This window comes from Aureisphaera galaxeae (assembly GCF_028561275.1).
In the GTDB taxonomy this organism is placed as follows: Bacteria; Bacteroidota; Bacteroidia; order Flavobacteriales; family Flavobacteriaceae; genus Aureisphaera; species Aureisphaera galaxeae.
The window spans coordinates 17,516-44,030 of sequence record NZ_JAQQTF010000005.1 but is presented as its reverse complement, the minus strand read 5'-3'; the positions used below and the strand labels follow the sequence as shown (position 1 = coordinate 44,030).

Sequence of the window (26,515 nt, the reverse complement as noted above, 5' to 3'; positions counted from 1 at the left end):
CGTCTCGATTTTATGATTCAAAAACCTTTAGGCTACTTTCTATTTGATCCTTTTCGCCTTCCCAATCCCTAGAAATATGCTCCCGAAGCAGTTTGGCAGGAATTCCCCCGATCAAGATGTTTTCACCCAAATCGGTATAGTCCTTATTGCAAAGGGTATTGGAGGCAATGGTACAATTGTTTGGGGTTTTGGTCTTTTGCATAATGGTCACCCTATTGCTCACAAAATTGTAATCCCCCAACTGAATGGATCCCGTTTTAGGCAATCGTTCTCCCGTTTTGGTATCGATCATTTGGTGAAAGTTAGTATCAATAAGCTGTCCTTGCGAGCCTATACGCGCATAAGTTCCCAATACAATACTTTTATAGCAAATGAGTCTTCCGCTGGATGCCAAGGAAGCCATGTGACCAAACTCGCAATAACCTCCATTGTGGATATACACCAAATAGTCCTTCCCAAATTGTGCATATCCCTTAAAAACAAGCTCCCCCTGTAAGTTAATTTCGGCAATACCGCTTTCGCGCGTACTCTTTTCATAGGCCTGTCCAAAGCCGATCATCCCTTTCTTTATGGGCGCATCGATAGTGATCTTACCATCCAAGCAGGTAAACTTCACACGACCGTAAAAGACTACCGGTAATTTACTGGCAATGCTATACGGGAACATCTTATAGTTAAAATACCAGGTCTTCATCCAATTAATGGACCAGAAGATTTTCCATCGTTTTTTAAAACGCCTATATGTTCCTCTTAGCGGGCTCATTTTTTCTTAAAACGGCTTTTTATTAACTCCATTACGTCCATCTTCTTATTCAGTTGGAAGAAGGAATACGCCATCGAAATCAGGATCAAAAGTACCAATAAAGTATACTTCCATAAAACGGTTTCTAAAAAAGAGGCTAAAAATGCTCCTGTGCAGATGAAAAGACAAACGATAAAAACCCAATAAAAATCTTTCTTTAAATAGAAACGATACCGGAAATAGGTGATGATTTGTATGGCAATGAAGTGAACGATATAGTACACCAAAAAGCTGATTCCCAATCCCAATAGCCCATAATAAGTATATCCAAGAATGTTCAAGGTAAGCAATAAGGTATTAAAGGAAAAGGTCGTTTTTAAGAACAGATTAGAATCTCCTTTGGCAATAATGATGTATCCTACCGAAAAGGAAACCGCCTTAAAGAACATCCCCATAATGGCCCAACTCACAAAAACGATGGCAGGATCGAACTCCCCTGAATACAGGATTCTAATGATTTGAGGAGCAAAGGCAATAAACACCACGATGATGGGCGAAATAAGTAGTAAAGCTACGTGAGCCTGCTCGAAAACAGTCTGCTGAATTTTCTTGAGATCGTCTATAATTCCAGATAGTCTCGGAAAATAATCGGTCGCCATTGCACTAAAGATGAGCCCCACGTAGGTATTCAGAATTACAAATCCGGCATTGTAAAACCCTACTTGATCTACACCGCCTTTGGCACTGATATAAATTTGCAATATATAAGCTGCCAGCAGGGACATCAATCCACTTATGCTAAGCATGATTCCCAATCGGATCATACTTTTGCCTTGGGTAAAGGCTGCTTTATTTCCTATGGAATCGATCTTTATCTTATTCTTCAAGGAGAAATAATGGGTCACCGCCAAGCTTAAAAAGGTGGCCAAAATGATGGCAGGAACAATGGCATCGATGCCATAGAAGTAATACAGTGGTAAGGTTCCTACCAATCCCAAAAAATTACCGAGCAGATTTGCCTTGGCCAAGGCTCTATGTCTACGGATTCCCTGTAAAATGGCCAATTTCGCATTGGTTAGTTGAATGAACAGTAAAGAAATCGCCACCCAAACGAATAAAAGGGTGTACTCCCTGTTACCAAAAGCCAGTTCACTGAGCCAAGGCGAAGTAAGCATGATAAGCCCCGTTCCCACGATTCCAGTAATCCAGGTGACTCGGCTTAAAATAGCAATGGCCTTCTGTATACCGGTTTCGTCCTTTTTTTCGCGGGCATAGGAAATATCCTTTACCGCACTTTTGTCCATTCCCAGATTAGTAACTCCATTTACCATATTAAGGGTGGACATGAAAAGACTGGCGATTCCCATTCCCTCCGCCCCAATAAGAATGGCAATGACTTTAGAACGAATCACTGCGATAAGAATGGCAAATACCTTTACCCCGCCAAAAAGGGAGGTGGCCTTTACAACTTCGCGATATGATTCTTTTTTATTTTCCAAAATCTAAGCATCGGGTGCTTCATTCCTTTTGTTTCTAAAATAGCGGTATACCAAGAACAATACAACTACGAGATATACAATATAACGGAGTAAGTGACCTATAACGACCCCTTCTACCCCATAAATATTTACAAAGACATATGCGAAGGTGAAGAACAACCCTGTCGACAATAACTCGGTAAAAATGAAAGTGCGCACTAATTTCTTAGCGATAAATTGATAGGAGGCCACCATGGCCATAAGGCGGATGAAGTCCCCCATGAGTTGCCATTTAAACAAAGGCTCCAACGCTAATTTATCGTGACCAGGGAATACCAAATCGATAATGAAATCCCTGAGCAAGAAGACCAAAATCATCCCTGCCCCAAAAATGGGCAATAGTGTTTTATAGATGTTCTTCAGCTCCTTAGTGAAATCGTTTTGTGTCTTTATTATCGCGAACTTGGGAAGTACATACATACTGAAAAGCATGATGGAAAAGGACATATAGTTCTTGGATAAAGAAGTCATAGCCGTCCATATCCCCGATCCTTCTTCCGAAATAACCCGAACGATAACGTTTCGTATTTCGATCTCCAGATAATTGAGCACCACCGTAGCGAAAAATGACATCAAGCTGAATGCCAGTAAGGGTTTGGCCATGGGAACGCTAAACGAGAGCTTTCTGAAAGGTATGTATCGCTTCAGTTCCTTAAAGAAGATGAGTACCAGCACCAAAAACTGAAAGAAGGGTGTAATAGCAATCGCAAAAAGCACCCCTTCTAGATTCTTCTCATATACAAAGTAAATGGTAAGCCCAGCGGAAACCAGATAGCTGATAAGGTCGATCTTCACGAACTTTTTATACTGGGAAAGACCGTTGATGACCCCATTGAAAATACGCTGCAGTCCAATGAAAGGAACCACCAGCGCAGTGATTTTTATTAATAAAGTGTATTCCCGGGTCTGAAAAATATATTCGCTAATAGCGCCCGCTCCAAAAAACAAAGCCAAAGAAGAAACACCAACGGCACAGGACCAAAAAACGAAGGTCGTGGAAAATACCTTCCGCAGCTTTTCATTGTCTTCCTTGAACTCCGCGACATACTTTACAATACCATTAAAAACCCCTAAGGAAGTAAGCGAAGTTAACATCTGTATGAGGTTGCGAAGCTGTCCCATAAGGTGAAACCCTACCTCTCCAAAGTACAAACTGATCATCCGTTGGATAAAAAGCGAAATCCCCAATCTAGTGAGGATTACTGGTGCATTTAAAGACGTCATCTTTAAAAGCAGGTTGTTTTTTATAAACTTTGGAATTTTCAAGAATAGTGGTTTAACACGGTTATTACTTGATTTACTTCGGCCGCCGTCATTACAGGACTTAAGGGAATGCTCACGATAGTATCATGAATGCCTTCGGTTACTGGGAAACTAAGATGCGATAGTTCCGACAACGCCTTTTGCTTGTGCGGTGGAATGGGATAATGTGTTAAATGCCCTATTCCATTTTCATCCAAATACTTTCTGAAATGCTCCCGATCGGCAACCCGTACCACGAACAAATGAAAAATATGATCCTTCCCTCCTTCATATTCAGGGAGGGTGATACGTTCGTTCTCTATTTCTGAAAGGTATTTCTTTGCTATTTCCCTTCGCGCTTCATTATCGCTATCCAGATCTTTCAACTTGATGTTTAGCAGTGCCGCTTGTACCTCATCCAAACGACTGTTCACTCCTACCCAATCACTTACATACCGCTGCGAAAATCCGTAATTACGAAGCTTACGAATCAGTTCGGCAAGCGCTGTATCGTTTGTAGTGACGGCTCCTCCATCGCCCAAGGCTCCAAGATTCTTGGTAGGATAGAAACTGAACCCGGCGGCATCTCCCAAATTCCCTGCTCTGTTTCCACCGTCGTCCATAGCACCATGGGCTTGGGCAGCATCTTCTATAATGAGCAAGCCATGTGCTTCAGCAAACTCTTTTATGGCATTCATAGGGCCTAATTGCCCGTATAAATGCACCGGCATAATGGCCTTGGTCCTTGGCCCTAGGTGTTGGGACAAATGATCCATATCAAAATTATAGCGGGAAGTTTCAGCTTCAACCAAAACAGGTACCATGCCCGCCTGCTTAATACCCAAAATTGTGGCTATATAAGTATTGGAGGCCACTAATACCTCATCACCTACCTTCATACGGCCCAACTCCTTATACCCCTCTAAAATAAGACGTAAGGCATCCAATCCATTGGCCACTCCCACACAATGCTTTACACCACAATAAGCGGCAAACTGCTCTTCGAATTGGCGAACTTGATTTCCCAAAATATAGTAGCCAGAGTCCAAAAAGTTCTTGAAAACCTCTTGAAATTCTCCATCATATCGGGAATTGATCTTATGTAAGTCTAGAAATGGAACTTTCATAAAGCCAGTCTATAATGATCTAAATTCATTGGGGTGGACCCAAACTCTTCTTTATATCGCGTAAGGCCTTGGTTGTAATAACTCCCGCCCTCCATGGTGGTCGTTCCGAAATCGAAATAGGAATACCCAAGGTTTTTATATTCGTGGATAAGTGCCAAATACAATTGCTCCAACACCCGCTGTTCCTTACCTTCTTTCAGCACTGTAGAATATTGAGATTTCACGACTCCGTTATCTATAAACAGGGTAATCCCTGCCAAAATAGTATCGTCGGATTCGATATTATATTGTACAATATTGCCTGGAAATCGTTCTTTTAGAAGGGTAATCTCTTCCAAAGAATGCACAGGAGCACTTCCGTAGGTTTCCTGCAAGACAGGAATTAAAACTTGATTCCAAAAACCAGCTAAATCCTCTGTCTTCTTTAACGTAAGCGTTGGATGATTGTCAAAATCTGGAACTTTTCTTTTGGTCCTATGAAAGGGAATTTCTCCCTTTAAATTCACTACAAAATTCATATCGCGACTCACTAAGCTAGCTCCTTTTTGAAACAACAGATACTCCAAAGCACTACTATATTGTTCTTGCAAGAACGAGGGAATCACCTTTATGGAAAGTGCCGTGATTTTCTCTACTTTCAAATAATCGATAAGCGCCTGGAAGCATTCATCAATATCGGTAGTGTATCTGGATTTGCAAATGAGACCGCCATAGGTGAGCCCATTATGGCTGTAGACCTCGCCTTCCTTTATATGCGCCGGTAGAATAGCTGCCAACTGATCTTTCTTAAGGATCATGAGCGAATAATCCTCGAATCGGGAGCTGTGATATTCCATAAAATCCCTGTGCAATAGGAATGTCGCATTTTTGGAGGCTGTCACAAATTGATTCCACAATTTGCTATCGTCTGCTGTATACCTTCTTACCGTATAGATAGTCCCTAAATTTTTAGAATTAGTGTTGTTTATGCTAGCCCAAATGTATGGCTTTTTAAAAATGTAAGCCGCTCATTATTCAATTAGACATGTATAGTGAAGTAACCTTTTTACCGAATCCGTTGCGTGGTCTTGCTTGACTTATGTTGCTTGCTAAATCGAGTGCTTTTATCATTGATAGCCTTTGCTGCGCTTTTCTTCCGAGTATTACTTCACCTTTTCGAAAACAAAATCCCCGTTCTCATCAATGTATTTATAAACGCCCCTTCGTGCTCCTTTGTCTATGATTGCGAAGGATTCGTCCTCTTCCAAATGCTCCAGATAGACTGTATCTTCAGAAAGGGAAGAGAATAAGCATCTAAAAAGGTTTACCGGGGTTTTTAGTTGATCGTCCTGTCTAGTGATTCCTTCGGGCCAGCGAATGGACAACTGAATACTGTAAGCGGAGTTAAGAAGGGCTTCGTCTTCTGTTTTAATATAAATTTCACGCATGTACTTATATCCCACATAACCCCCATGATCCGCCATAATTACTACCAAAGCATCCGGATCCTTTTCATTGATTACCGAAACAATTTCCTTGACTTTCCTATTCGCCACCTCTAATTTCTTCAACCACTTTTCTTTTTCCTTTTCCACTCCTTCCCCTTCATTCTTCCAGGTAGCAATGTGACTAGGGTTTAAAATTTCAATGAAAAAGAACTGAGGGTCGTTTCCTTTGTTTTCCAACCGCTCCTCCAAAGGCGGAACTACGTCTACCTCTTCATTAAGACCTGTACCCATATAGTTGATGTCCTCAAACTTATAATTGCAGTAGTCGAAGCCCAATTTGGGACGACTCATCAATAAATACGGCGTTTCTACTACCAGATTGGTTGTATATCCATTGTTTTTGAAAATGTCCAGTACCGGATTCTGAGAAACAATGAAGTCTCTAGAATTAAGTATTTCCCCAAGGCCAATCCCTTTGTTAAAATAGTGGTGTTTCATATTGAAAGTGGCACTATTGGAGGTAAGGGTACTAATGTAATTGGATCTAAAATCGTCATAATTGGTAAACCCTTCGTCCACTAGGAAATCTTCTAGTTCGGTTTCTTCAACACCATAGTATCCCTTTTTCAACTGGGTAAAATTTACATAGCCATCCGGCTGAATGAAATATACATTAGGCTTCTTTTTGAGGGTCACTTCCGCAATGGCATCGGGTTGCTTGTTCCACTCGGTTGGAAACTGCATCTGCTGGAACAAGGTGGGGATCAATGTAAACAGCCCGATAACGGCCAGTAACCATTGAAAAATGAGTAATTTTCGGAAATGCTTGTGCAGGTAAAAAGCAAACAATCCCGCCAATACTAAAATAAGTAGTCCTGCCCAATAACTAAACTCCCCGTACAGGCATAAGCGCAATAGGGATAGAAAAGCAAAAGTCCCGAGAAACGGTAATATGTACTTCCTTATCTTTTCAAAAGTCTTGAATTGCGAAATGAGATACACCCCTACAAAAACCAAAACCGGTAGCACCAAAAACAGCTTGATGAAAAATTTTACGTGCCCCCACGTATTGACCATGGTGTAATTATTGGTGAAATAAAAAAACAAGGGGTATAATCCAGCTCCTAGGGCTGCAAAGAAAGGATACAGGATTTTCGATTTCAGGAACGCAATGTTTTTGTTTTTAAGATTCATAGGAATCGGAGGCAAATTAAAATTGGAAAGTCATCCTTTGTAGCATGACCCCTGTTTTTCACGTCAGCTAAAGTAGTAAAATAGGCGTTATAACGGTTATTTTTCGGGCAGCATCTGCTCGCAAACGATTTCCCCTTTTCCGTTGATGTATCGGTATACTCCCCTAGGGGCTTTCTTCATAAGGATAATGTAACTCTCATCTGGCTGTCGATGTTCTAAAAGCGAAGGATCATCTGCCAGTTCAGAAAAAATGACCCGAAACAGGTTTACAGAGCTTTTCAGCTCTATCTCTGGGGTATTCTCGTCAGTATCCGGCCACTTAATAGCGCATAAACTGGAAAACAGGGAATATATATCATCCCTTTTATCCGTTTTTTCATACATCTGCATGGCATATTCCAATCCCACGTAGCCCCCATGATCGGAATGAAGTATGATCATCGCCCCAGGATCTTTTTCTTCAATAGTGGAAATCATTTTGGTCAAGCGCTCATTGGCATACTCCAAACTTTCTTGCCAGTGTTGTTTTTCGCCTTCGGCCCCTTCAGAATCACCTTTCCTGTTTTTAATATGTCCGGGATTAAAGAATTCGATAAAGAAGAACTTTGGTTGATCCGAGTCATTTTCGAGATATCCTTCTAAATCGGCCTGAACATCTTTCTTGTTCCGAAATCCAGAACCAATGAAAGGGACATCGAAAGTGCTAAAATTACAAGCATCATAGCCCATCTTTGGTCTATTCAATAAAATGTATGGCGATTCTAACACCAAGTGCGTTTTATAGCCATTGTCTTTGAGAATATTCAAAACAGGATTATCGGAAACCAGCAATCTTCGGGCCTTAAGGAATTTGCTGGGATGCGTGCCGTAATTAAAATAATGGTGCTGCATAGCGAACACCGCGCCGTTAGATGCGAGCGTAGAAGGGTAATTGCTCCTGAAATTAGGATACATGGTAAAGCCCCTAGCATCTAAAAAAGACTTGAATTCGGTATTATCTATATTGTAATGACCTCCTGCGATCTCTTCAAAATTGACATAGCCATCGGGCTGGATGAAGTAAATATTCGGTTTCTTTTTAAGTACTGTTGAAGCTATGGCATCGGGCTGCTTGGTCCACTCCATAGAAATATCCTTTTGTTTCCACAGTACCGGTATAAAATAGATCAACCCTATAAGGGCGATTACCACCTGCAAGACAATGATCTTTTTGTAGTGCTTATACAATAGGAAAGAAAAAGGTATGACAGCCAAAAACGTAGCCAATGCCAATTTTTTCTTCAATTGGGCATACAATGCAATTTCCACAAACAGAAGAAACACAAATACTGTAAGGAAGAACAAACCATACTTCCGCCACTTTTTCAAAAATCCCTTGTTGGAAACGCGATACAGTACCCAAAAAAGCAATGCTGGGGCAACAATAAACAAGGCAAAAAAGAAAAGGAAATGCTGCCAGGAATTGACCAGCTGAAAATTATGGGTATAATAGGAAATAAAAGGATAGAGCCCCGTAACTACCCCAGCCAAAAGAGGATATTCGCTATCGTCTTTCAGTCGTGTAGCTAAGGTATGACTCCATTTTTTCAAATTACTTGTTTCTATTTTCAAACAGGTATAGTATCCTGTTAGAATCTGCTATGGTCTCCTTTTTCAGAAGTTTGAAATGGGATTCGTACCCCTTTTCAAAGTTTTCCCATCGGTAAAAATCGAAATGCTCCTTGAACTCCCGCTTCCGTACCAAAAGACTTTCTACCCAAGAGTCTTCACGCTTTGGAAATTCGATGATGAGGTACTTCGAAAACTTAGCAAAGAATTCTGCAGATTTTTTAAAAGGAACATTCCCAGAAAGGGTGATATGGTGAATAAGTGCCAAGGCCATCACGACATCTGGTTTATAGGTGGCCAATCGATCAATGAGCGAATCCCTTTCCGTATTATTAAAACCAATACCTGGAACAGGTTGCAACACATCGCATACGAAAGGAAGCATTTTGGTTTCTCCGTTCTGCTGTACCAAATGGTAATTGTGGGCCACGGCACCACTATCTATATCGGTTACGATCAATTCTTCAACATGATCCGCAATGGCTCGACCGAAGGTTCCATCGTTCCCACCAATGTCGATCACTTTACGTGCTTGGGCATCTTTCACCCATTCTTGAATAAGATCCCGTTTCGCGGTAAAAGCAGTGTCGTTGTAATTGATTTTATCGTAATAGTTCCCCCATTCTGTTTCTTCTTCGCATTTCAACTTCTTGATATACTCAAACAAAGAAGTAAGGATATTTTCCTGTGCCTTTTTCGAAATTTTGGCAATTTTGGTCTCCGCTTTGTAGTCGGTATGATGTTTCTTTTCCAGTTTTGCCAACAAATGGATATTGGTGTAGAGGAATGAATTCAGTTTGGTTTTTCCAGGAAGCAATGAAGCAATCAATTTTATGGGCATACCATCAATATGCGACTGCATCATTTTAATCATTTCCATTCCATGGTATTTCGCCAACACCAAAGGCCCCAAAAAGTGTGTGATAAACTGTTTGTAGGCACGCCAAGGGGTTCCTTCCTGATAAAAATCGAAGGAAAGTGTATCTATAAATACCGCTTTCCCTTTGTGAAAGGTCACATTGTAAGCCGATGCATCTTTCAGTATAAACCCTTTGGAAAGTGCATATTTCTGAATCTGCAATGTAAGCAGTGCTGCATGCTTGTACTGCTCGAAACTCCATTCGTACGGATGTGTTATAAATGGAATGGGCTCTGGCGTAAGGATAATCTGGTCCTCCGAAACCGAAGTCTCCTCATGCGGAATGAGAAGGTTCTTTTTTATAAGGTTGTCGAAAAGTCCCGACTCCTTTAGCTTATGGTATTGTGGAAAATAGATGGGGTTTACTGCCCGGCGTAGTACCTCACCATCCCAAAACATGTGCCCCGAGGGGTCCCGGAATGAAGCTTCATGAATGTGGGAGGTTGCATTAGAATCATTGGGCATCTTCGTCATCTATATCTATGGAGTCGAAATTGTCTTCTTCCTCTTTTACCAATCCTAAAAAGGATTTGATCTTATACATAACGTTTTTGGAAAACAGTAGGATTCCCGCAGCTGCTGCCACCACCGCCTGTGCTATCATTGCTCCTAATCCTGGATCGAAATAAAGGAATATCATGAGGAATTTGTTCATATAGGTAACAATTTGGAAATGTAAACTTAACAAAAAATGTGCTCAAAGGTAACACTGTTCTTTGGTTTACAAGGCCAAAAATCGAATTTTATGAAATTCAACGACTTACCTCAATGCCTATTTAACAGAGAGCTAGCTCTCTTTAAGTAGATTACTTACGCTTTATTACGCTTTCTGTCAACCTCTTTAAGCAGTATTTTTCGGAGACGAAGGTGATTGGGTGTTACTTCCACATATTCATCCTTCTGAATGTATTCCAAGGCCTCTTCCAAAGAGAATTTGATCGCCGGTACGATACGGGCTTTGTCATCTGCTCCCGCCGAACGTACGTTGGTCAACTTCTTGGTTTTGGTCACATTCACTACCATATCATCCTGACGTGAATTCTCACCAATTACCTGCCCTTCGTAGATCTCTTCTCCTGGATCGATGAAGAATCGACCGCGTTCCTGTAATTTGTCGATGGAATACGGAATGGCTGTTCCTTTTTCCATAGAAACCATACTTCCGTTCAATCGCTCAGGAATCCCTCCTTTCATAGGCTGATACTCCAAGAAACGATGCGTCATAATAGCTTCCCCGGCAGTCGCAGTAAGAAGATTGTTTCGAAGACCAATGATTCCACGGGAAGGAATTACAAATTTGCAGACCATACGTTCTCCCTTGGCTTCCATACTGGTCATCTCCCCTTTGCGAATCGTCACCATATCGATGGCACGCCCACTTACTTCTTCGGGCAAATCGATGGTCAATTCCTCAACGGGTTCACACTTCGTACCATCAATTTCTTTAATGATTACCTGTGGCTGACCAATCTGAAGCTCGTATCCTTCCCTACGCATCGTTTCGATCAATACGGAAAGGTGCAATACCCCGCGACCAAACACCATAAACTTATCGGCACTATCGGTAGGTTCTACGCGAAGCGCCAAGTTCTTTTCCAATTCACGCTCCAAGCGTTCCTTGATATGTCTTGAAGTAACAAACTTTCCGTCTTTTCCGAAGAAAGGGGAATCGTTAATGGTGAACAGCATGCTCATGGTAGGTTCATCGATAGCGATGGTCTCCAATGCTTCAGGAGCTTCGAAATCGGCTACAGTATCTCCAATCTCGAAACCTTCCAATCCGATGAGCGCACAGATATCCCCAGCCTCTACTTGGGTTACTTTTTTCCGTCCAAGACCTTCAAATAAGTGAAGTTCTTTGATGCGGCTTTTCAATATACTACCATCCCTTTTTACTAGGGAGATGTTCATATTTTCGGTAAGGGTTCCGCGTTGTAGACGTCCAATGGCGATTCTTCCGGTAAAGGATGAGAAATCTAGGGACGTAATAAGCATTTGTGGGTTTCCTTCGGCTACCTTAGGGGCAGGGATGTGTTCCAAAACCATATCCAATAATGGTTCTATGGTCCCTGTTTCTTCCTTCCAGTCTTCTCCCATCCAGTTGTTCTTGGCAGAACCGTACACGGTGGGGAAATCCAATTGCCACTCTTCCGCTCCCAGTTCAAACATCAAATCGAAAACCGCTTCATGTACTTCATCGGGGGTACAGTTTTCCTTATCCACTTTATTGATCACCACACAAGGCTTCAATCCTAAGGAAATGGCCTTTTGCAATACAAATCGGGTTTGTGGCATAGGGCCTTCGAAAGCATCTACCAACAGCAATACACCATCTGCCATGTTCAACACACGCTCTACTTCACCACCAAAATCGGCGTGACCCGGGGTATCGATAATATTGATTTTGGTATCCTTATAGGTTACTGAAACATTCTTGGACGTAATGGTAATACCTCTTTCTCGTTCCAAGTCGTTGTTGTCCAAAATCAATTCTCCCGTTTTTTCGTTTTCACGAAACAAACTACAGTGGTGCATGATCTTGTCTACCAAGGTGGTTTTTCCGTGGTCTACGTGGGCAATGATGGCGATGTTTCTAATATTCATTTCCTTAGCTTTCATTGAAAGGCAACATGCCTTTCCATTTTGAGGCTGCAAAAGTACGGTGAATAAATGGATTTTACACCTATGGAATTCTTTATCTTTGCAGCTCAAAATAAACGTATGGAGCTTTCTCATATCCCAAAACTGAAAAACACCGATTCCGATAATTTCTTTCTATTGGCAGGACCCTGTGCCATTGAAGGAGAAGAAATGGCCTTGCGCATCGCCGAAAAGGTGGTAAAAATAACGGACGACCTCAAGATACCTTATGTATTTAAAGGAAGTTTCAAAAAAGCGAATCGCAGCCGAATCGATAGCTTTACGGGAATTGGGGATGAAAAGGCCCTAAAGATTCTGAGAAAGGTTTCTGAAACGTTCGATATTCCTACCGTAACGGATATTCACGAAGCCAGCGATGCCTACAAGGCCGCGGAATATGTAGATGTCCTTCAAATCCCTGCGTTTTTGGTGCGTCAAACCGATTTGGTAGTGGCTGCAGCACAAACTGGAAAAACAGTCAACCTAAAGAAAGGGCAATTCATGAGTCCGGAATCCATGAAACACGCGGTACAAAAAGTGTTGGACAGTGGAAATGGTAAAGCCATGATCACGGATCGTGGAACCATGTTCGGGTATCAGGATATGATTGTGGATTTCAGGGGGATTCCCACGATGAAAACTTATGCTACCACGGTATTGGATGTAACCCATAGTTTGCAGCAGCCCAATCAAACGGTTGGGGTAACGGGAGGACGCCCAGAAATGATTTCGACCATAGCCCGTGCAGGAATTGCCGTGGGAGTAGATGGATTGTTTATTGAAACGCATTTCGATCCAGCCAATGCCAAAAGTGATGGCGCCAATATGTTAGACTTAAGCAGACTGGAAAAACTATTGAGCGATTTGGTCGCTATAAGAAGAACTATTCAAGGGCTTTAATCCAAAAACTTTTCCCTTCTATACGTATAAGCCTGCTCTAGGACTTCTATGAGCACTGGGTCATTGATTTCGTCCAAATTCCAATAACGGAGTGACTTTACCTGTTTTCTGTTTTCAGAAACCAACAACTCCTTATGCTTGGTGAAATACTTGGCGGTCCAAAAACCGATATCTACATATCCCTTGGTCACATTGAGATAGCAAATAGGCTTTTTCTCCACATAGAAAAATGGCAACCGCCATTTGTAGGCCAGCCGAACATCGGGTACAGTAGCTTCTATAATTACTTGGATATGAATGAGCATGGAACGGAAGGGTTCCTCTTGTCGTAGGATATATTCTTCGGCTGGATTCATGGTATAAAAATAAAAAAAGGCTGCTCTACCCGAACAGCCCTAGACCAAATAATCGTAATTGTAAATTAACTCCCCAATTAATTTTCCAGCCGATTATCAAAATAAATTAAGTCGAGACTTATACACTTCAAATATGCATCCAAAAACCTATATAAAGCAACAGGATTTTTCCTGTATTTTCCTTAAGGGTTTTTCCTGTTTGTTAAATTATTTACAAAAATCGAAGATGGTACGGTATTTTCTTTTTACTTTGTATTTCAAAGTACTTTATTATGAGCGAGCAAGATTATCTAAAGGACATTAGCGAAATCAAGAATTTAATGAACCGATCGTCCCGCTTTATATCCCTAAGTGGACTCTCTGGGGTATTTGCTGGGATCTATGCGCTCATAGGAGCAGCCATTGCCTATTGGCTGGTTACGAATTCGGGAAGGGATTATCTTATTCTGGATGGTAAAGTATTTAGGCTTATTCTGTTGGATTTGTTCTTGGTGGCATTCCTAAGTGTGGTGACCGCCATTTACTTTACTACGAAAAAAGCGAAAAAAGCAGGCGTAAAGATGTGGGATGCCTCTACCCGACGTTTGCTCATCAATTTTTTAATTCCTTTAGTAGCCGGTGGCGCCTATATCCTTATTATCTTGAACCAGCAAAAATATGGGCAAACAGGTGCACTAATGCTCATTTTCTATGGCTTGGCGCTTATTAACGCCTCTAAGTACACAGTAGGGAATATCCGTTACTTAGGAATTGCCGAGATCATTTTGGGAATTATCTGTGCCATGCTGCCCGGATATGGTTTCTGGCTCTGGGTCATCGGGTTTGGCGTGTGCCATATTATTTACGGAAGTTTGATTTGGATACGGGATAAATAAGTACTGCGTGGGAATTATTGAAAACATAAATAAACTATTCGACCATCGAATACGATTGGGCATCATGTCCATTCTTATGGTGAACGATGATGCCGATTTTAATCGCCTCAAGGAACTCTTGGACGTTACCGATGGTAATTTGGCCAGTCACCTCAAGGCATTGGAGAAAGAGAATTACATCTTGGTGCAGAAACAGTTTATAGGACGTAAGCCCAACACGCGCTACAGCGCTACCAAATTGGGAAAGACAGAATTCAGGAAACATATAGAAGCCTTGGAAAAGCTCATACGCAAACCCTAAATTTTTTTATCAATTCACTTTGAAATTCAAAGTACTTTATGAAATCATTAAGAAAACAACTCATTAACTGGCTCTTCGAAAAATCCATGGTGCTTTATTGCCGCTTCAAAAAGAAGCAACCCTGGGGATTGACCAGTGCCGACATGCTGAACATGCCCCCAAACACCTTTGGGCATCGGTTGGGACAATTCCTATCCTCTAATGGATTCGAACCTATTCCCAAGGTAGAGCGACACGATGCCTATCATGTACTCTGTGGTTACAGTACGGCGGTAGAAGATGAAATCGCCCTTCAATATGTATGCTTCGGAAATGGAAAAAGAACGCCCTACCTCTTCGGAGTGCTCCTACTGGGCACCTTCATCCTGCCAGATTACCTTCCCTATTATCTGAAATCCTATCGTTTCGGAAAGCAGGCCGCCACCTTTCATCCCTACGATTTCAAGAAAATCCTTCGGTTGGATTTCAATGAATTCCGCAGTGCCATTTTTACAGATCGTCTCCTCACCGAAATGTACGACTACAGAAAAACGCATCAACTAACGCAATACCCTACCCTATTATGAAAGATAAAAATAAACCCATCATTTCCTTAGAGGTGGCCAAAAGGATAGCCTTAATCTTTTTCAGCATAGGGACCTTCCTATTCCTTATGCAATTACTTCTTGGCGATGGTCTGGAATTGGTCTTTTTGGGAATGATTTTCGTCATAATAGCCGTGATTTTTAATGGTTTTATCCTTTTGGTCCTTGTGGTAGATCTTATACGAAAGGACCTCTTGGAAACCTTCTTTGCCATTTGCATCATCCTAGCCAACATTCCCATAGCCTTTGGCTATGCCTATATACTCACTGAATTTTTATAACAACAACACTAAATCATAAAAGATATGGAACCTAAAAAAGCAAAATTCTCATCTTGGTTACGCAATTCGATTACCGCACGTATGCTCATTGTCGGCTTTCTACTCCTTGTACTACTCATTCCTTTGGAATTTGTAAAAAGCCTCATTACCGAACGTGCCTTCCGGCAACAGGAAGTGGTGCAGGAAATCAATAACAAATGGGGAAACGAAGTCGTTTTCTCCGGGCCTATTCTGAAGGTTCCCTACAAAACCTACAATGAAGAAAAAGTCTACATACAAAAGACCAAAAGCTTCGAAATAAAGACGGAAGAAATCCTGAATTACGCCTATATTTTTCCTGACGAATTGAAAATCGATTCCCAAGCCAATATTGCCGAAAAGCCTTTGCAAAGAAGTATTTACGAATCTGTGGTCTTTACGGCAGACCTCAACATTTCGGGAAACTTCCCAAAAATCGACTTATCCGAACAGGACGTAAAACCGGCCGATATCATTTGGGACAAAATATCGGTACTTATTAAAACCTCCAATCTCAAGGGAATCCGAAACACACTTGCCCTTACCTTGGGAACGGAAACCCTAGCCATGAATCCGAAATACTCTCAAGACTACCTGAATATGGTCGAAAGCGACATTAGCAAGGCCTATAGTCTGGACTCCAATGAATCGGTTCCTTTTCAATTGAACCTAAAAGTAAACGGAAGCGAAGCCCTTAAATTCATTCCCGTGGGTAAGGAGACCAATGTAAAAATGACCTCCAAATGGCATTCACCAAGTTTCGATGGGAATTACCTGCCGGAAACTAGGGATGTTGGGCAAGATGGCTTCGATGCCTCTTGGACGGTGTTGCAGATAAACCGTCAGTTTCAGCAACAGTTCTTCAATAGTTTACCTGACCTTATGGAATTTGCCTTTGGTGCAAAACTTATTGTTCCCGTAGACGAATACCAAAAAAGTGAACGTACGGCCAAATATGGATTCATGGTGATTGGTTTAACCTTGTTAGTGTTCTTACTCATTCAATTGGTAAGTAAAATATACATCCATCCTTTTCAGTACATCATGATTGGGCTTGCCTTGGTAATGTTCTACACCTTACTCATTTCCATAAGTGAGCATAGTAGCTTCTTGAAAGCCTACGGGATTTCTGCCCTGTCTGTGTTAGCACTGGTCACCTTGTATTCCCGGGCGATTTTAAAGGGCTTCAAATTCCCATTGCTCATCGGGGGTTCGTTGGCCGCACTTTATGGTTTCATCTATGTGATCATTCAACTGGAAAACTATGCATTGCTCGTAGGAAGTATCGGACTCTTTGTAATCCTTGCGATTATCATGTTCGCCTCCCGAAAAATCGACTGGAATAATGAGTAACCTATAGTTAAGTCAGGTTGAGCTTGTCGAAGCCTTTAACACCGGCTCGATACCATTCAGACTTCGACAGGCTCAGTCTGACTTCCAAGAAACTTCAATCTATCCACATGAAAAGATACCTCGTCATATTTACATTGCTATTCGTAACAGAAGTCGCCATTGCCCTGTTCCATTTCCATCGTTTTGTGCGTGGATTCCTTGGCGATGTACTTGTCATTCCCCTGTTGTATACCTTCATACGGGCGTTCTCGAAATTCTCTATGATTCGAGCCTTGCTCGCAACCCTTTTTATTGCCATTGTGGTCGAATTGCTTCAGGCTTTCTCCATTTTGGAGGTATTGGGAATTCAATCTGAGTTCCTTCAAATCATTCTAGGAAGCACTTTCGACCCTTTGGACCTTCTGGCTTATTTCGTAGGGGCCTTTGTCATTTTAATTGCTGAAAAATTATCGAAAAATGAAAAAAATTAAGCACTACTTCATGGAACGGTTCGAATTGCTGTTCCCCATTTTTGCCATTACCGGAATCAGTCTTTTTTTGTTGATGGTCCGTCTAAAATTCACCCTTTCCTTCTTTTATTTATTTCTGGTTTGGAACCTGTTTCTGGCTTGGATTCCCTTCCTTATCTCCTCCTATCTTTCACACAAACCGCCCAAGAAAATTGGGTTATTGCTATGGAGCGGATTGTGGTTGCTATTCTTGCCCAACGCACCTTATATATTGACCGATTTTGTACATCTAAACCATCCCAATTCGCATCCCATTTTCGATGGTTTTATGCTGGCCGTTTTCTCTATTGCCGGAATTATTTGTTACTTATTTTCTCTGTTGGATATGGAAGCATTATGGAGGATTCACTTTCCGAACAAGATAGTTCGCATCACTATTTTTCTACTCCCTTTCTTTACGGGATTTGGTATTTATTTGGGAAGGTTCCTCAGGTGGAATTCATGGGATATCATTCAAAATCCCTTTGCGCTGCTTCGGGATATTTTTGATATCGTAATCGCTCCCCAAAACAATGTATTGGCTTGGGGTACTACGCTGAGCTTCGGATTCGGCCTGTGGGTATTGTACGGATTCTTCAAGAAAAATCTTTCCCCAACTAAAAAATTGGTGTAATTTCAGTTTTCAATGTAGCCAAAGCACCTTATGAATTTCAGAATATACTGCACGCTTATCTCTTTACTGTTAATCAGTACATTAACTGCCCAAAAAAAGAAAGAAGTAGCATTCGGGAAGCCTTCCCAAGAAGAATTGTTCATGAAAACATATCCAGATGATCCAGAAGCAGCCGCTGTCGAGTTGTATTCGCAAGGGAAAGTTTCGGTAATTCTCAACGAACATAGATACCTTCAAATAAAAAAGGTAGTTCATAAAAAAATTAAGGTGCTCAATGTGGATCGATTTAAAGGTGCTACCATAGAAATACCCTATTATAAAGAAGGAAAGTCGGGAATGGTGGTAAAGGATATTAAAGCCGTAACCCATTACAACGGAACGATGACATACGTAAGCGGAAAAGATATCTTCACTAAAGATCCCTATGAAAATTGGCGTTTCGAAACCTTCACTTTTCCCAATGTAAAGAATGGTAGTATTCTAGAATATACCTACACTGTAGAATCCCCTTACTTTCATACCTACGAGTGGGAATTCCAAGGAGATTATCCTACGATTTATAGTGAGTTCATTTCTGAGATACCGGGAAATTACACCTACAGAATCGGGCTTTTTGGAGGAAGAAAACTAGATACCCACGATACTTCCGTTAAAAAGAACTGTTTTTCGGTAGATGGGTATGGAGATGCCGCAGATTGCACCTATGAGTTCTATGTAATGAACAATGTACCTGCATTTAAAGAAGAAGATTTTATGTTGGCCAGGGAGAACTACATTGCCAGGGTTAAATACGAGCTCAAGGAAAGCTTCGACTTTCAAGGGAAACGCACCAAACACACCAAGGAATGGAGAGATGTAGATAAAGAATTCCGTACGGATAAAGCCATGGGGCGACAGCTTAAATCCAAATCGTTTTTCGGAAACCAGTTACCTGAGAATATCCAAACCATTTCAGATCCTTTGGAAAAGGCAAAAGCCGTGTACTATTTCATACAAGATCACTATACTTGGAATGGTAAGTATCGCATCTTTAGTGACATCGATGTAAAAAAGGCCTTCAATACGGGTTCTGGAAACTTGGCCGAAATTAATCTTTCCTTAATCAATGCGCTACGTGCCGCAGGACTGGAAGACACCCAATTGGTTCTTAGCGCCACCAGGGAAGCGGGTATTCCCAATCAATTGTTCCCTGTACTTACTGAGTTCAACTATGTCATGGCGTGGCTTAAAATTGGGGACAACGAGTATTATCTGGATGCGGCGGACAAGTACACTCCTTTTGGCATCGTTCCTTTTAGGGCACTCAATAGTGTAGGGCGCATCATGGATTTTAAAAATGGGAGCTATTGGCACCCTATTACACCTCATAAAAAGAATGTCATATTTGTAAATTCTGTACTCACTATAGACGGGGATGGACTTGTTACGGGCAAAGTGGGGGAACAACATATGGGTTATTTTGGCCGTACGAAGCGATTCGATATTGGTAGCGCTACGAAAGACGATTATACTGGCGAGAAGGAGCAACTACATGAAACTTTGGAAGTCTCCAATTTGGAAATCGAGAATTTTAAGGATCTGGAGAAAAACCTGAAGGAAACCTATGACATTGAAATGGAGGCCGAACTTATTGGAAACGATTTTTATCTGCCCACCTTTTTCTTACTGGAATATTTAAATGAGAACCCCTTTAAGTTGGAAAGTCGGGATTATTTGGTTGAAATGGGATATCCTATGATCTATACCTATCTCGCAAGATTTACGTTAGACGAAAGCCTTTCGGTAAAAACCTTACCAACCAATAAGACCTTAAAATTACCTGACGATGCAGGCATCTGCAGTGTTGTCTACAACGAAGCCGATGGTGTTATTGGTGTCCGTCTCAATTTTAAATTGAATCAGCACGAATTTTCGCCCGAATATTATGATGCGCTAAAGGATTTCTTTTCGAAAACGGTTCAGATTACCACCAAGGAGCCCATTGTTATTAGCAAATAAACCCCTGTAGGCCTTTCAAAGCTTTCGGAAGCATGTTTTTATCAAATATTACGGTTTTCCCATCTCTTTTATACACCTAATCCATTGATTTCGTTGGGTTTTAACAAAAAAAAAGATATCTTGATACCCCCAAATTCAACTTTTGAATCTAAAACTAACGACCCAAGCCCTGTTTCTTATACCCTTTCTATGGGGTAACTTATGTATAGGCCAAACTGAAATCAACGCAACCAACGACTCTATTGTACTCTCTAAACAAGAGCGAGTAGACACTTTGGTAAAGTTTGTAAGAAAGCAGTTCTATAGCAACAATTTTGCACAGACCATAGCAGTGGGTGAAGAAACCCTAAGGCTCGCGAAGCAGATAGAGGATCGTACCGCCATTTTTAGGGTATCCAGCCTAATTGGTAATGCCTTTCTTCAAACAAACGACACCGTTGAGGCCAAACGCATATTTTTCAGAACCATCCAAGAAGCTGAAAAAAACAACGATACCACCCGAAGCCTCACTACGGCACGTATTGATTTGGGAAATATGTATGCCCTTCAAGGAAAAAAGGATTTAGCTATCTTAAAATATAAAGAAGCACTTCCCCTAGCCGAAAAGTTGAAAGACACTACCCACCTGTTCATATTGAACTACAACATTTCCGAACAAAGTCTTGATCTCAACAGAATAAGTGAGGGAGAAAAATATGTGGACCGAACGCAAATCTATGCTACCAAAGTAAAAGCAGAAGCTTATCAAGCCGTTGCTCAACTTATTTCTGGTCGATTACATTATCTAAAAAAGGAACCCGAGATCGCTCTTCCCTTTTTGTTGGAAAGTATACGCCTAGCAAGAAGCTCGGGTTACGACGAAGCGCTTATAGACGCGAACGAGGTAGCTGCCAAAACCCAAATAGAATTAGGCAATTTTGAAGATGCGGTCACTCATTTGTTGGAAGCGGACGAATATAAAAGTAAAAAGTATGAAGCCGATAAGATGCAGGCGCTGGAAACAGTTACGGGTAAATTTAAACTAAATCAATACGAGCAGGAACTAAAAGCCCAAACACTTCAAAACGAAATCGACAGGCAAGAAACTAAGCGTCAAACCACGATATTTTGGATCAAGATCGCCTCAGGGATCCTTCTCCTCTTTTCAGCTTTTCTATTCATTTCCAACCTAAAAAGAAGAAGGTTATTCAAAAGCTTGGTAGAAAAAAACAAACTCTTCCTCGAGGCTAAGGAAGAGAGTGAAGCACAGGCAAAGGCGAAAAGTCGCCTCTTTGCCAATATTACTCATGAATTAAGAACTCCATTATATGGAATCATAGGTATTTCATCCCAATTAAAGGACGATAAAACATTAACGCATCAATCCGAAAACCTAAGTTCGCTCAAGTTTTCGGCAGATTACCTACTTTCGTTAATCAACAATGTCCTTCAGCTCACTACTACGCGCAAGGGAAACGAGAAATTAAAGCATTCCGTTTTCAACCTCAGGGATTTAATAGATAACGTTATTAAATCTACCAAGTTTCTTAACACCACGTACCCAAACACCTATGTTCCTCATATAGATGAAGTCATTCCGCAATTATTAATTGGTGATGACATAAAGCTTTCGCAAATTCTAATGAATCTAGTGAGTAATGCTTCCAAGTTTACGCATAATGGACGCATAGATATTCGGGTTCTTTGCGATAGACAGGAAGACAACAGGGTGTACCTCCATTTTAACGTTACGGACAACGGAATGGGAATCCCGGAAGATAAGCTGGGTTATATTTTTTCTGAATTTTCTACGACGCGTTCCAATTACGAACACCAAGGCACAGGCTTAGGCTTGCCCATTGTGAAGAAACTACTGTCCCTGCTCAATTCGCATATTCATATTTCCAGTAAAGTAAATGAAGGGACTTCTGCCTCTTTCAAATTAAATTTCGAGATAGCAACCGAAAATACAGGGGCAATCGAATTCCAAAGAGAGCACTCGCCAGAAACGCTTAAAGGCTTTCGTGTTTTAATCGTAGATGACAATAGAATCAATCTACTGGTCACACAAAAGACGTTGGAAAAGTATGGAGCGACCATTCTTGTGGCTAATGACGGAAGGGAAGGAATACATAGGGTGGAAACAACAGAAGTGGATTTGATCCTCATGGACATAAACATGCCTAAAATGAATGGGATTGAAGCTTCAAAAATCATCAAAACTATCAACAAAAATATCCCCATTATCGCCCTAACGGCAGTAGAAGAAGAAAAAATCACCATCGACGCGAACACAAACCTGTTCGAACATTTTATCATTAAACCCTACAAGCAACACGACTTCATAGAAGTAATTTCCAAACATTTGAAAGTGGAAGCCTAATGGTTTAATGTTCGGTATATTCCATGAATCTAAACTGCTTGATTGAATCAAAATAAAAAAGTGCGCTTGATACAGCGCACTTTTTCACTTCTTATGAGGTTGGATTAGAAGTCCATGATAATCCACTTTTGCAAGGTTTCGTCGTACACCAATTGAATCATTTCATATTGTTGCAATGTTACAGTACCTGCGAGGATACGGTTTTCTGGATCGGAAGAAAGATCATTACCTCGAATCTTTATACGTCCACTATAAGCCATTAGCCAAATCACTTGACCATTCTCACCTGCTTTAATACCGGTTAGGTCGATATCCCCAACCGTGGTTATGAAGCGAATGATCTTCTTATCATCATTGGGCTCTCCAGGTAATACAATAAGATCGAAATCATCTACTTGCCCTACAGATATAGGATCTGTATTGGCGAAACTGTATTTGTTTTCTACGGCGCGAAGGACATTGTCCTCCAAAATAACATTATCTCCGATTTCGACTTCAACGAAATTACCGGATGCATCTACCCCTATAATCCGAATCGCTTCCGTTTCGACCAACTCAGATTTGATCCCCCTCACCCTAATGGTTCCATTTACATCTAATGTTGTAGATGGTGAGGTGGTATTGATACCTACTTGACTAAATAGTTGAAAACTAACACAGAGGAGAACTAAGGGGAGTAGTATTTTTTTCATTTGTGGGGCGGCGATTTGTCTAACAATAATAGCAAATAATCGATATATTACGGTTTAACCGTAAGAAAATTCGTTGAATCCCTCAAATTTATCGACGAAAGACATTAATTGTCAGACAAAGAACCTTTTACACCTAGCTTAATTGAAAATTACCCTGCTATTTTCCGTCTACATAATCCTGAAGGTAGCTATACCGTTCGGTAAGGGTTCCTTCGGAAGTAGTCATACGGGCACGTTCTAAAATTCCGTCAGCATCATTGTTGAAGAAAGCAGGGATAACATACTCCATAAACATATCCCCAAATCCTTCACTGGCGTCCTTGGGCAATTCACAAGGCAAATTGTCCACAGCCATTACCCCAATGGAACCCGAGGTACCCACAGGCACTTCGCTTTCTGAAATGGGATCATAGGCGTAAAACGGATCGGCAATCGTTGAAGGGCGAATCGTACTGGCCACAGGGCCGTCGATATCACAAGAAACATCGGCCACTAAATTGATTTTGAATTCAGGTTGTTTGGCATCTTCCCTAGTGAATAGATAAGGAGCCCCATCCCCATAGAAATGACCTGCAATAAAGAAATCGGAAACAGCTGCATATTGCATGAAGTCACTTTCATGATTACTGGGGTCTGTATAAAATGCATATTTATCCATGGGTTGACCATCGGCACGACGTACATATTCGGTAACATCGGCACGGCAATATACAGGCTCATTGAAGTCCTGAGTAAGGTAGGCTTCATCGCTTACCTCACGAATTTGAAGATGATCCAAGATCTCCTTGGCTCCTAGAGCCACTTTTCCGGTTCCTGTAAGTAGTATCTTAATATTCGGCAGGGAAATTTTGTCCAATTCTTGTTTTACTTCATTCAAATCTGCCAAGTGTTCCACTTTGGGAAGTTCGAACAATCCATCGCGCTGTCCCATCAAGCGAAATCCGTTGTAAGCCCCTACCAATCCAGCATATCGACCGAAACCGATAAGACGCGCTCCGCTCTCTTTTACGATAGTCTCATGATCATAAAGTTCGATTTTCTTATCGAGAATGGCCCGTAACAATTTGCGGTTGTAGGGTTGCTTTTTAATCGTATGACTAAAGAAAAAGTATTTTTTATTTGGAATAAGGGCATCTACAGGAACTTCCTTCACGCCCAGCATCACATCTGCTGTGGTAACATCTTCAGAAACGGTTAATCCTTTGGCCGCATAGGCATCATCTGAAAAAATGCGGATGTCCGAATTTTCCACGACGATATTAGCTTCGGGAAACTCTTGAATGACTTCTTGGCACTTTTCGGGTGAAAAAACGACACGTCGGTCAGGTGGATTCTTACGTTCTTTGATAATAGCAAAGGTGAAAGCCATTTGGAATACTTTTTGATTTTAAATGAAACGAAGCCTCGTTTTTAAAAGGCGAGTGCAAAGATAGGCTTTTTGGTGTATCTTTGCAGACTTCAATCGTTCATTGAAACACCATGGGGCCGACTGGTTTTGACAGCGGGTCTAACGGTACAGTAAGCATGTCGAGCGCTGAGATACAGCTCGTAAATATCATATTTCATCTTTTTTAAACGGCGATAATAACTACGCCCTAGCTGCATAATCTGAATCATAGTAGGATAGTGCCTCGGTCTACAAGGTAGACAAGCAGGAAGTCACTCAATGGCCTTGGTTTACGGCAATTGATTTAGTGACTTCGTAAAAGTAAACCTAGCGGGAATAGGGCTTCGATATTCCTGCAAAATTTAAGAAGCTAAGCCCTACGTTGGTAGTTTTTGACCGGCAAGGGGTCTAAAATCTGAACAAAAACTAAACATGTAGAAAGCGGTGCAGTTGCACGTTTGGACGAGGGTTCGACTCCCTCCGGCTCCACGATCAAGCAGAAATCTCTGCTACGGATTTAAATACAAAAATGCCTGTAAGCTTGCTTATGAGGCATTTTTTATTTGAAGACGTTTGTTTGCACAGCAAACAAGAGATTTCTATTTGCAGGACTGAAGCTAGTAGGGATCACCGTAGGTACTCCCTGTTTGTCCATCAGATATATCGAACCAAAAAACAAAGCAGATTCCCTATCTTTATGTCAATGAGATACGCCAAACAAAAGCGCTATATACGGCAAATACTTCCCTTCGGATTTATATGGTTGCTTTTCGGGTTTGTGTATGTCTTACTGGAATATGGCCTTATCGGCACATTAACCCATTATCCGACCACAGGAAATAAATACGGCTTCATCAATTCTTTAACCAATACCTGTATTGGGGGTTTTGGTGTAGGGATCATACAAGGTGTCATCGAAGTGTTCTGGCTAAAGAAGCTTTTTAGACGGAATCCCTTTTGGCAAAAATTCATCTTCAAATCGGTTTTCTACTTTCTGTTCATTCTGTTCTTCCTCATTGGATTAACACTCATTTCCAATTCCTTGCTGTACGAAGAACCAGTTTTCGATCCGGTCATTATAGAAAGTATCTCCCAATTTGTTGGAACGTACGCGTTTTGGAGTGTCATTCTCTTCATAGTTGTCATATCGGGACTTGCCGTGTTTTATTCCGATATAGAAGAGCACTTAGGTAATGGTATTATCGGAACGTTCCTGGGAAAGTATCACGAGCCAAATCAGGAAAATAGAATCTTTATGTTCCTGGATATGAAGTCCTCTACGACCATTGCTGAAAAAATGGGACATGAAACTTATTTTAAGCTGTTGAAAGCCTATTATGCCGACATGACCTCTGCCATTTTGGAAACCTCCGGTGAGGTCTATCAATATGTGGGCGATGAAATCGTGGTTACTTGGACAGAGAAATCTGGACTTTACAACAACAATTGCATCCGATGCTTTTCAAAAATTTCGGAAGCCTTCGAACAAAAAAGAGATGATTATATGTCTCAATTCGGTCGGGTTCCTGAATTCAAAGCGGGACTGCATATTGGGGAAGTGACTACAGGTATCATAGGAATCATCAAAAAAGATGTCATTTATACGGGGGATGTGCTCAACACCACGGCTCGGATACAAGCAGAATGCAACAACCTCAACTCCAAAACATTGATTTCGGAAAAATTGAAAGAACGTTTGCAACCCGACCCTACACTAACCTTTCATGAAAGGGAAAAAATGATGCTCCGCGGTAAAGAGGAGCCCATACAATTATTCGATGTACAATATGCCTCATAAAAAAAGAGCTGCCTCAACGGGACAACTCTTTTGTATATAGAAACTCTTTTT

The 26,515-nt window shown here is 41.2% G+C and carries 24 protein-coding genes and 1 other RNA gene; 12 read left to right on the top strand and 13 right to left on the bottom strand.

The window, feature by feature from the left end; genetic code table 11:
- Window positions 1–10: 10 nt before the first annotated feature.
- The 10 genes from POV27_RS10385 to typA all read right to left on the bottom strand — a co-directional run bounded on the left by POV27_RS10385 (window position 11) and on the right by typA (window position 12,401).
- Complete coding sequence (locus POV27_RS10385) at window positions 11–763, bottom strand: acyltransferase (RefSeq protein WP_272862702.1); 753 nt, start codon at window positions 761–763, stop codon at window positions 11–13.
- Window positions 760–2,241 (bottom strand): O-antigen translocase, encoded by a 1,482-nt coding sequence (locus POV27_RS10380; RefSeq protein ID WP_272862701.1) that lies wholly within the window; start codon window positions 2,239–2,241, stop codon window positions 760–762. The genes POV27_RS10385 and POV27_RS10380 overlap by 4 nt, the downstream gene beginning before the upstream one ends.
- A gap of 3 nt (window positions 2,242–2,244) precedes the next feature.
- A complete protein-coding gene (locus POV27_RS10375) occupies window positions 2,245–3,546 on the bottom strand; it encodes an O-antigen translocase (protein WP_272862700.1) in 1,302 nt (433 codons plus the stop codon).
- Window positions 3,543–4,649, bottom strand: coding sequence for a DegT/DnrJ/EryC1/StrS family aminotransferase (locus POV27_RS10370; RefSeq protein ID WP_272862699.1), 1,107 nt, complete (start codon window positions 4,647–4,649; stop codon window positions 3,543–3,545). Before POV27_RS10370 ends, POV27_RS10375 begins: the two co-directional genes overlap by 4 nt.
- Window positions 4,646–5,530, bottom strand: a complete 885-nt coding sequence (locus POV27_RS10365; RefSeq protein ID WP_272862698.1) for a GNAT family N-acetyltransferase — start codon at window positions 5,528–5,530, stop codon at window positions 4,646–4,648. The genes POV27_RS10370 and POV27_RS10365 overlap by 4 nt, the downstream gene beginning before the upstream one ends.
- 261 nt (window positions 5,531–5,791) lie before the next feature.
- A complete protein-coding gene (locus POV27_RS10360; RefSeq protein ID WP_272862697.1) occupies window positions 5,792–7,270 on the bottom strand; it encodes a sulfatase-like hydrolase/transferase in 1,479 nt (492 codons plus the stop codon).
- A gap of 96 nt (window positions 7,271–7,366) precedes the next feature.
- On the bottom strand, window positions 7,367–8,881 hold the full coding sequence (locus POV27_RS10355) for a sulfatase-like hydrolase/transferase (RefSeq protein ID WP_272862696.1): 1,515 nt from the start codon (window positions 8,879–8,881) through the stop codon (window positions 7,367–7,369).
- Window positions 8,862–10,262 (bottom strand): class I SAM-dependent methyltransferase, encoded by a 1,401-nt coding sequence (locus tag POV27_RS10350; protein WP_272862695.1) that lies wholly within the window; start codon window positions 10,260–10,262, stop codon window positions 8,862–8,864. The genes POV27_RS10355 and POV27_RS10350 overlap by 20 nt, the downstream gene beginning before the upstream one ends.
- A complete protein-coding gene (locus POV27_RS10345) occupies window positions 10,252–10,452 on the bottom strand; it encodes a hypothetical protein (protein WP_272862694.1) in 201 nt (66 codons plus the stop codon). Before POV27_RS10345 ends, POV27_RS10350 begins: the two co-directional genes overlap by 11 nt.
- 155 nt (window positions 10,453–10,607) lie before the next feature.
- Window positions 10,608–12,401, bottom strand: a complete 1,794-nt coding sequence (typA, locus tag POV27_RS10340; protein WP_272862693.1) for a translational GTPase TypA — start codon at window positions 12,399–12,401, stop codon at window positions 10,608–10,610.
- A gap of 117 nt (window positions 12,402–12,518) precedes the next feature.
- Here typA and kdsA point away from each other — a divergent pair, with 117 nt between their 5' ends.
- The gene (gene kdsA, locus POV27_RS10335) at window positions 12,519–13,337 is read left to right on the top strand and encodes a 3-deoxy-8-phosphooctulonate synthase (protein WP_272862768.1); all 819 of its coding nucleotides are present in this window, start codon (window positions 12,519–12,521) and stop codon (window positions 13,335–13,337) included.
- Here kdsA and POV27_RS10330 read toward each other — a convergent pair.
- On the bottom strand, window positions 13,334–13,693 hold the full coding sequence (locus POV27_RS10330) for a DUF1801 domain-containing protein (protein WP_272862692.1): 360 nt from the start codon (window positions 13,691–13,693) through the stop codon (window positions 13,334–13,336). The two genes, kdsA and POV27_RS10330, sit on opposite strands and share 4 nt — an antisense overlap.
- A gap of 272 nt (window positions 13,694–13,965) precedes the next feature.
- Here POV27_RS10330 and POV27_RS10325 point away from each other — a divergent pair, with 272 nt between their 5' ends.
- From POV27_RS10325 to POV27_RS10285, 9 genes are all read left to right on the top strand, one after another.
- Window positions 13,966–14,568 (top strand): hypothetical protein, encoded by a 603-nt coding sequence (locus POV27_RS10325; RefSeq protein WP_272862691.1) that lies wholly within the window; start codon window positions 13,966–13,968, stop codon window positions 14,566–14,568.
- 7 nt (window positions 14,569–14,575) lie between these two features.
- Window positions 14,576–14,869 carry a winged helix-turn-helix domain-containing protein gene (locus tag POV27_RS10320; RefSeq protein ID WP_272862690.1) on the top strand — a complete coding sequence of 98 codons (294 nt, stop codon included), beginning with the start codon at window positions 14,576–14,578 and terminating at the stop codon, window positions 14,867–14,869.
- Between the two features lie 38 nt (window positions 14,870–14,907).
- Window positions 14,908–15,435, top strand: coding sequence for a hypothetical protein (locus tag POV27_RS10315; protein WP_272862689.1), 528 nt, complete (start codon window positions 14,908–14,910; stop codon window positions 15,433–15,435).
- The gene (locus tag POV27_RS10310; protein ID WP_272862688.1) at window positions 15,432–15,734 is read left to right on the top strand and encodes a hypothetical protein; all 303 of its coding nucleotides are present in this window, start codon (window positions 15,432–15,434) and stop codon (window positions 15,732–15,734) included. Before POV27_RS10315 ends, POV27_RS10310 begins: the two co-directional genes overlap by 4 nt.
- A gap of 24 nt (window positions 15,735–15,758) precedes the next feature.
- Window positions 15,759–17,105: a cell envelope integrity protein CreD gene (gene creD, locus POV27_RS10305; RefSeq protein WP_272862687.1), complete on the top strand. Its 1,347-nt coding sequence runs from the start codon at window positions 15,759–15,761 to the stop codon at window positions 17,103–17,105.
- Between the two features lie 107 nt (window positions 17,106–17,212).
- Window positions 17,213–17,575, top strand: coding sequence for a ribosomal maturation YjgA family protein (locus POV27_RS10300; protein ID WP_272862686.1), 363 nt, complete (start codon window positions 17,213–17,215; stop codon window positions 17,573–17,575).
- Window positions 17,562–18,227: a DUF1361 domain-containing protein gene (locus POV27_RS10295; protein WP_272862685.1), complete on the top strand. Its 666-nt coding sequence runs from the start codon at window positions 17,562–17,564 to the stop codon at window positions 18,225–18,227. Before POV27_RS10300 ends, POV27_RS10295 begins: the two co-directional genes overlap by 14 nt.
- A 30-nt stretch (window positions 18,228–18,257) precedes the next feature.
- Window positions 18,258–20,225 carry a transglutaminase domain-containing protein gene (locus POV27_RS10290; protein WP_272862684.1) on the top strand — a complete coding sequence of 656 codons (1,968 nt, stop codon included), beginning with the start codon at window positions 18,258–18,260 and terminating at the stop codon, window positions 20,223–20,225.
- 142 nt (window positions 20,226–20,367) lie between these two features.
- On the top strand, window positions 20,368–22,587 hold the full coding sequence (locus POV27_RS10285) for an ATP-binding response regulator (protein ID WP_272862683.1): 2,220 nt from the start codon (window positions 20,368–20,370) through the stop codon (window positions 22,585–22,587).
- 104 nt (window positions 22,588–22,691) lie between these two features.
- Here POV27_RS10285 and POV27_RS10280 read toward each other — a convergent pair whose 3' ends face one another.
- Together POV27_RS10280 and POV27_RS10275 are read right to left on the bottom strand one after the other, a co-directional pair.
- A complete protein-coding gene (locus POV27_RS10280; RefSeq protein ID WP_272862682.1) occupies window positions 22,692–23,279 on the bottom strand; it encodes a hypothetical protein in 588 nt (195 codons plus the stop codon).
- 157 nt (window positions 23,280–23,436) lie between these two features.
- A complete protein-coding gene (locus POV27_RS10275; RefSeq protein ID WP_272862681.1) occupies window positions 23,437–24,648 on the bottom strand; it encodes an NAD(P)-dependent oxidoreductase in 1,212 nt (403 codons plus the stop codon).
- Between the two features lie 112 nt (window positions 24,649–24,760).
- Between POV27_RS10275 and ssrA the strand changes: the two genes are divergently transcribed.
- Together ssrA and POV27_RS10265 are read left to right on the top strand one after the other, a co-directional pair.
- Window positions 24,761–25,158: a transfer-messenger RNA gene (gene ssrA / locus POV27_RS10270) on the top strand.
- Between the two features lie 211 nt (window positions 25,159–25,369).
- Window positions 25,370–26,464 (top strand): adenylate/guanylate cyclase domain-containing protein, encoded by a 1,095-nt coding sequence (locus POV27_RS10265; RefSeq protein WP_272862680.1) that lies wholly within the window; start codon window positions 25,370–25,372, stop codon window positions 26,462–26,464.
- Window positions 26,465–26,515: the final 51 nt, after the last annotated feature.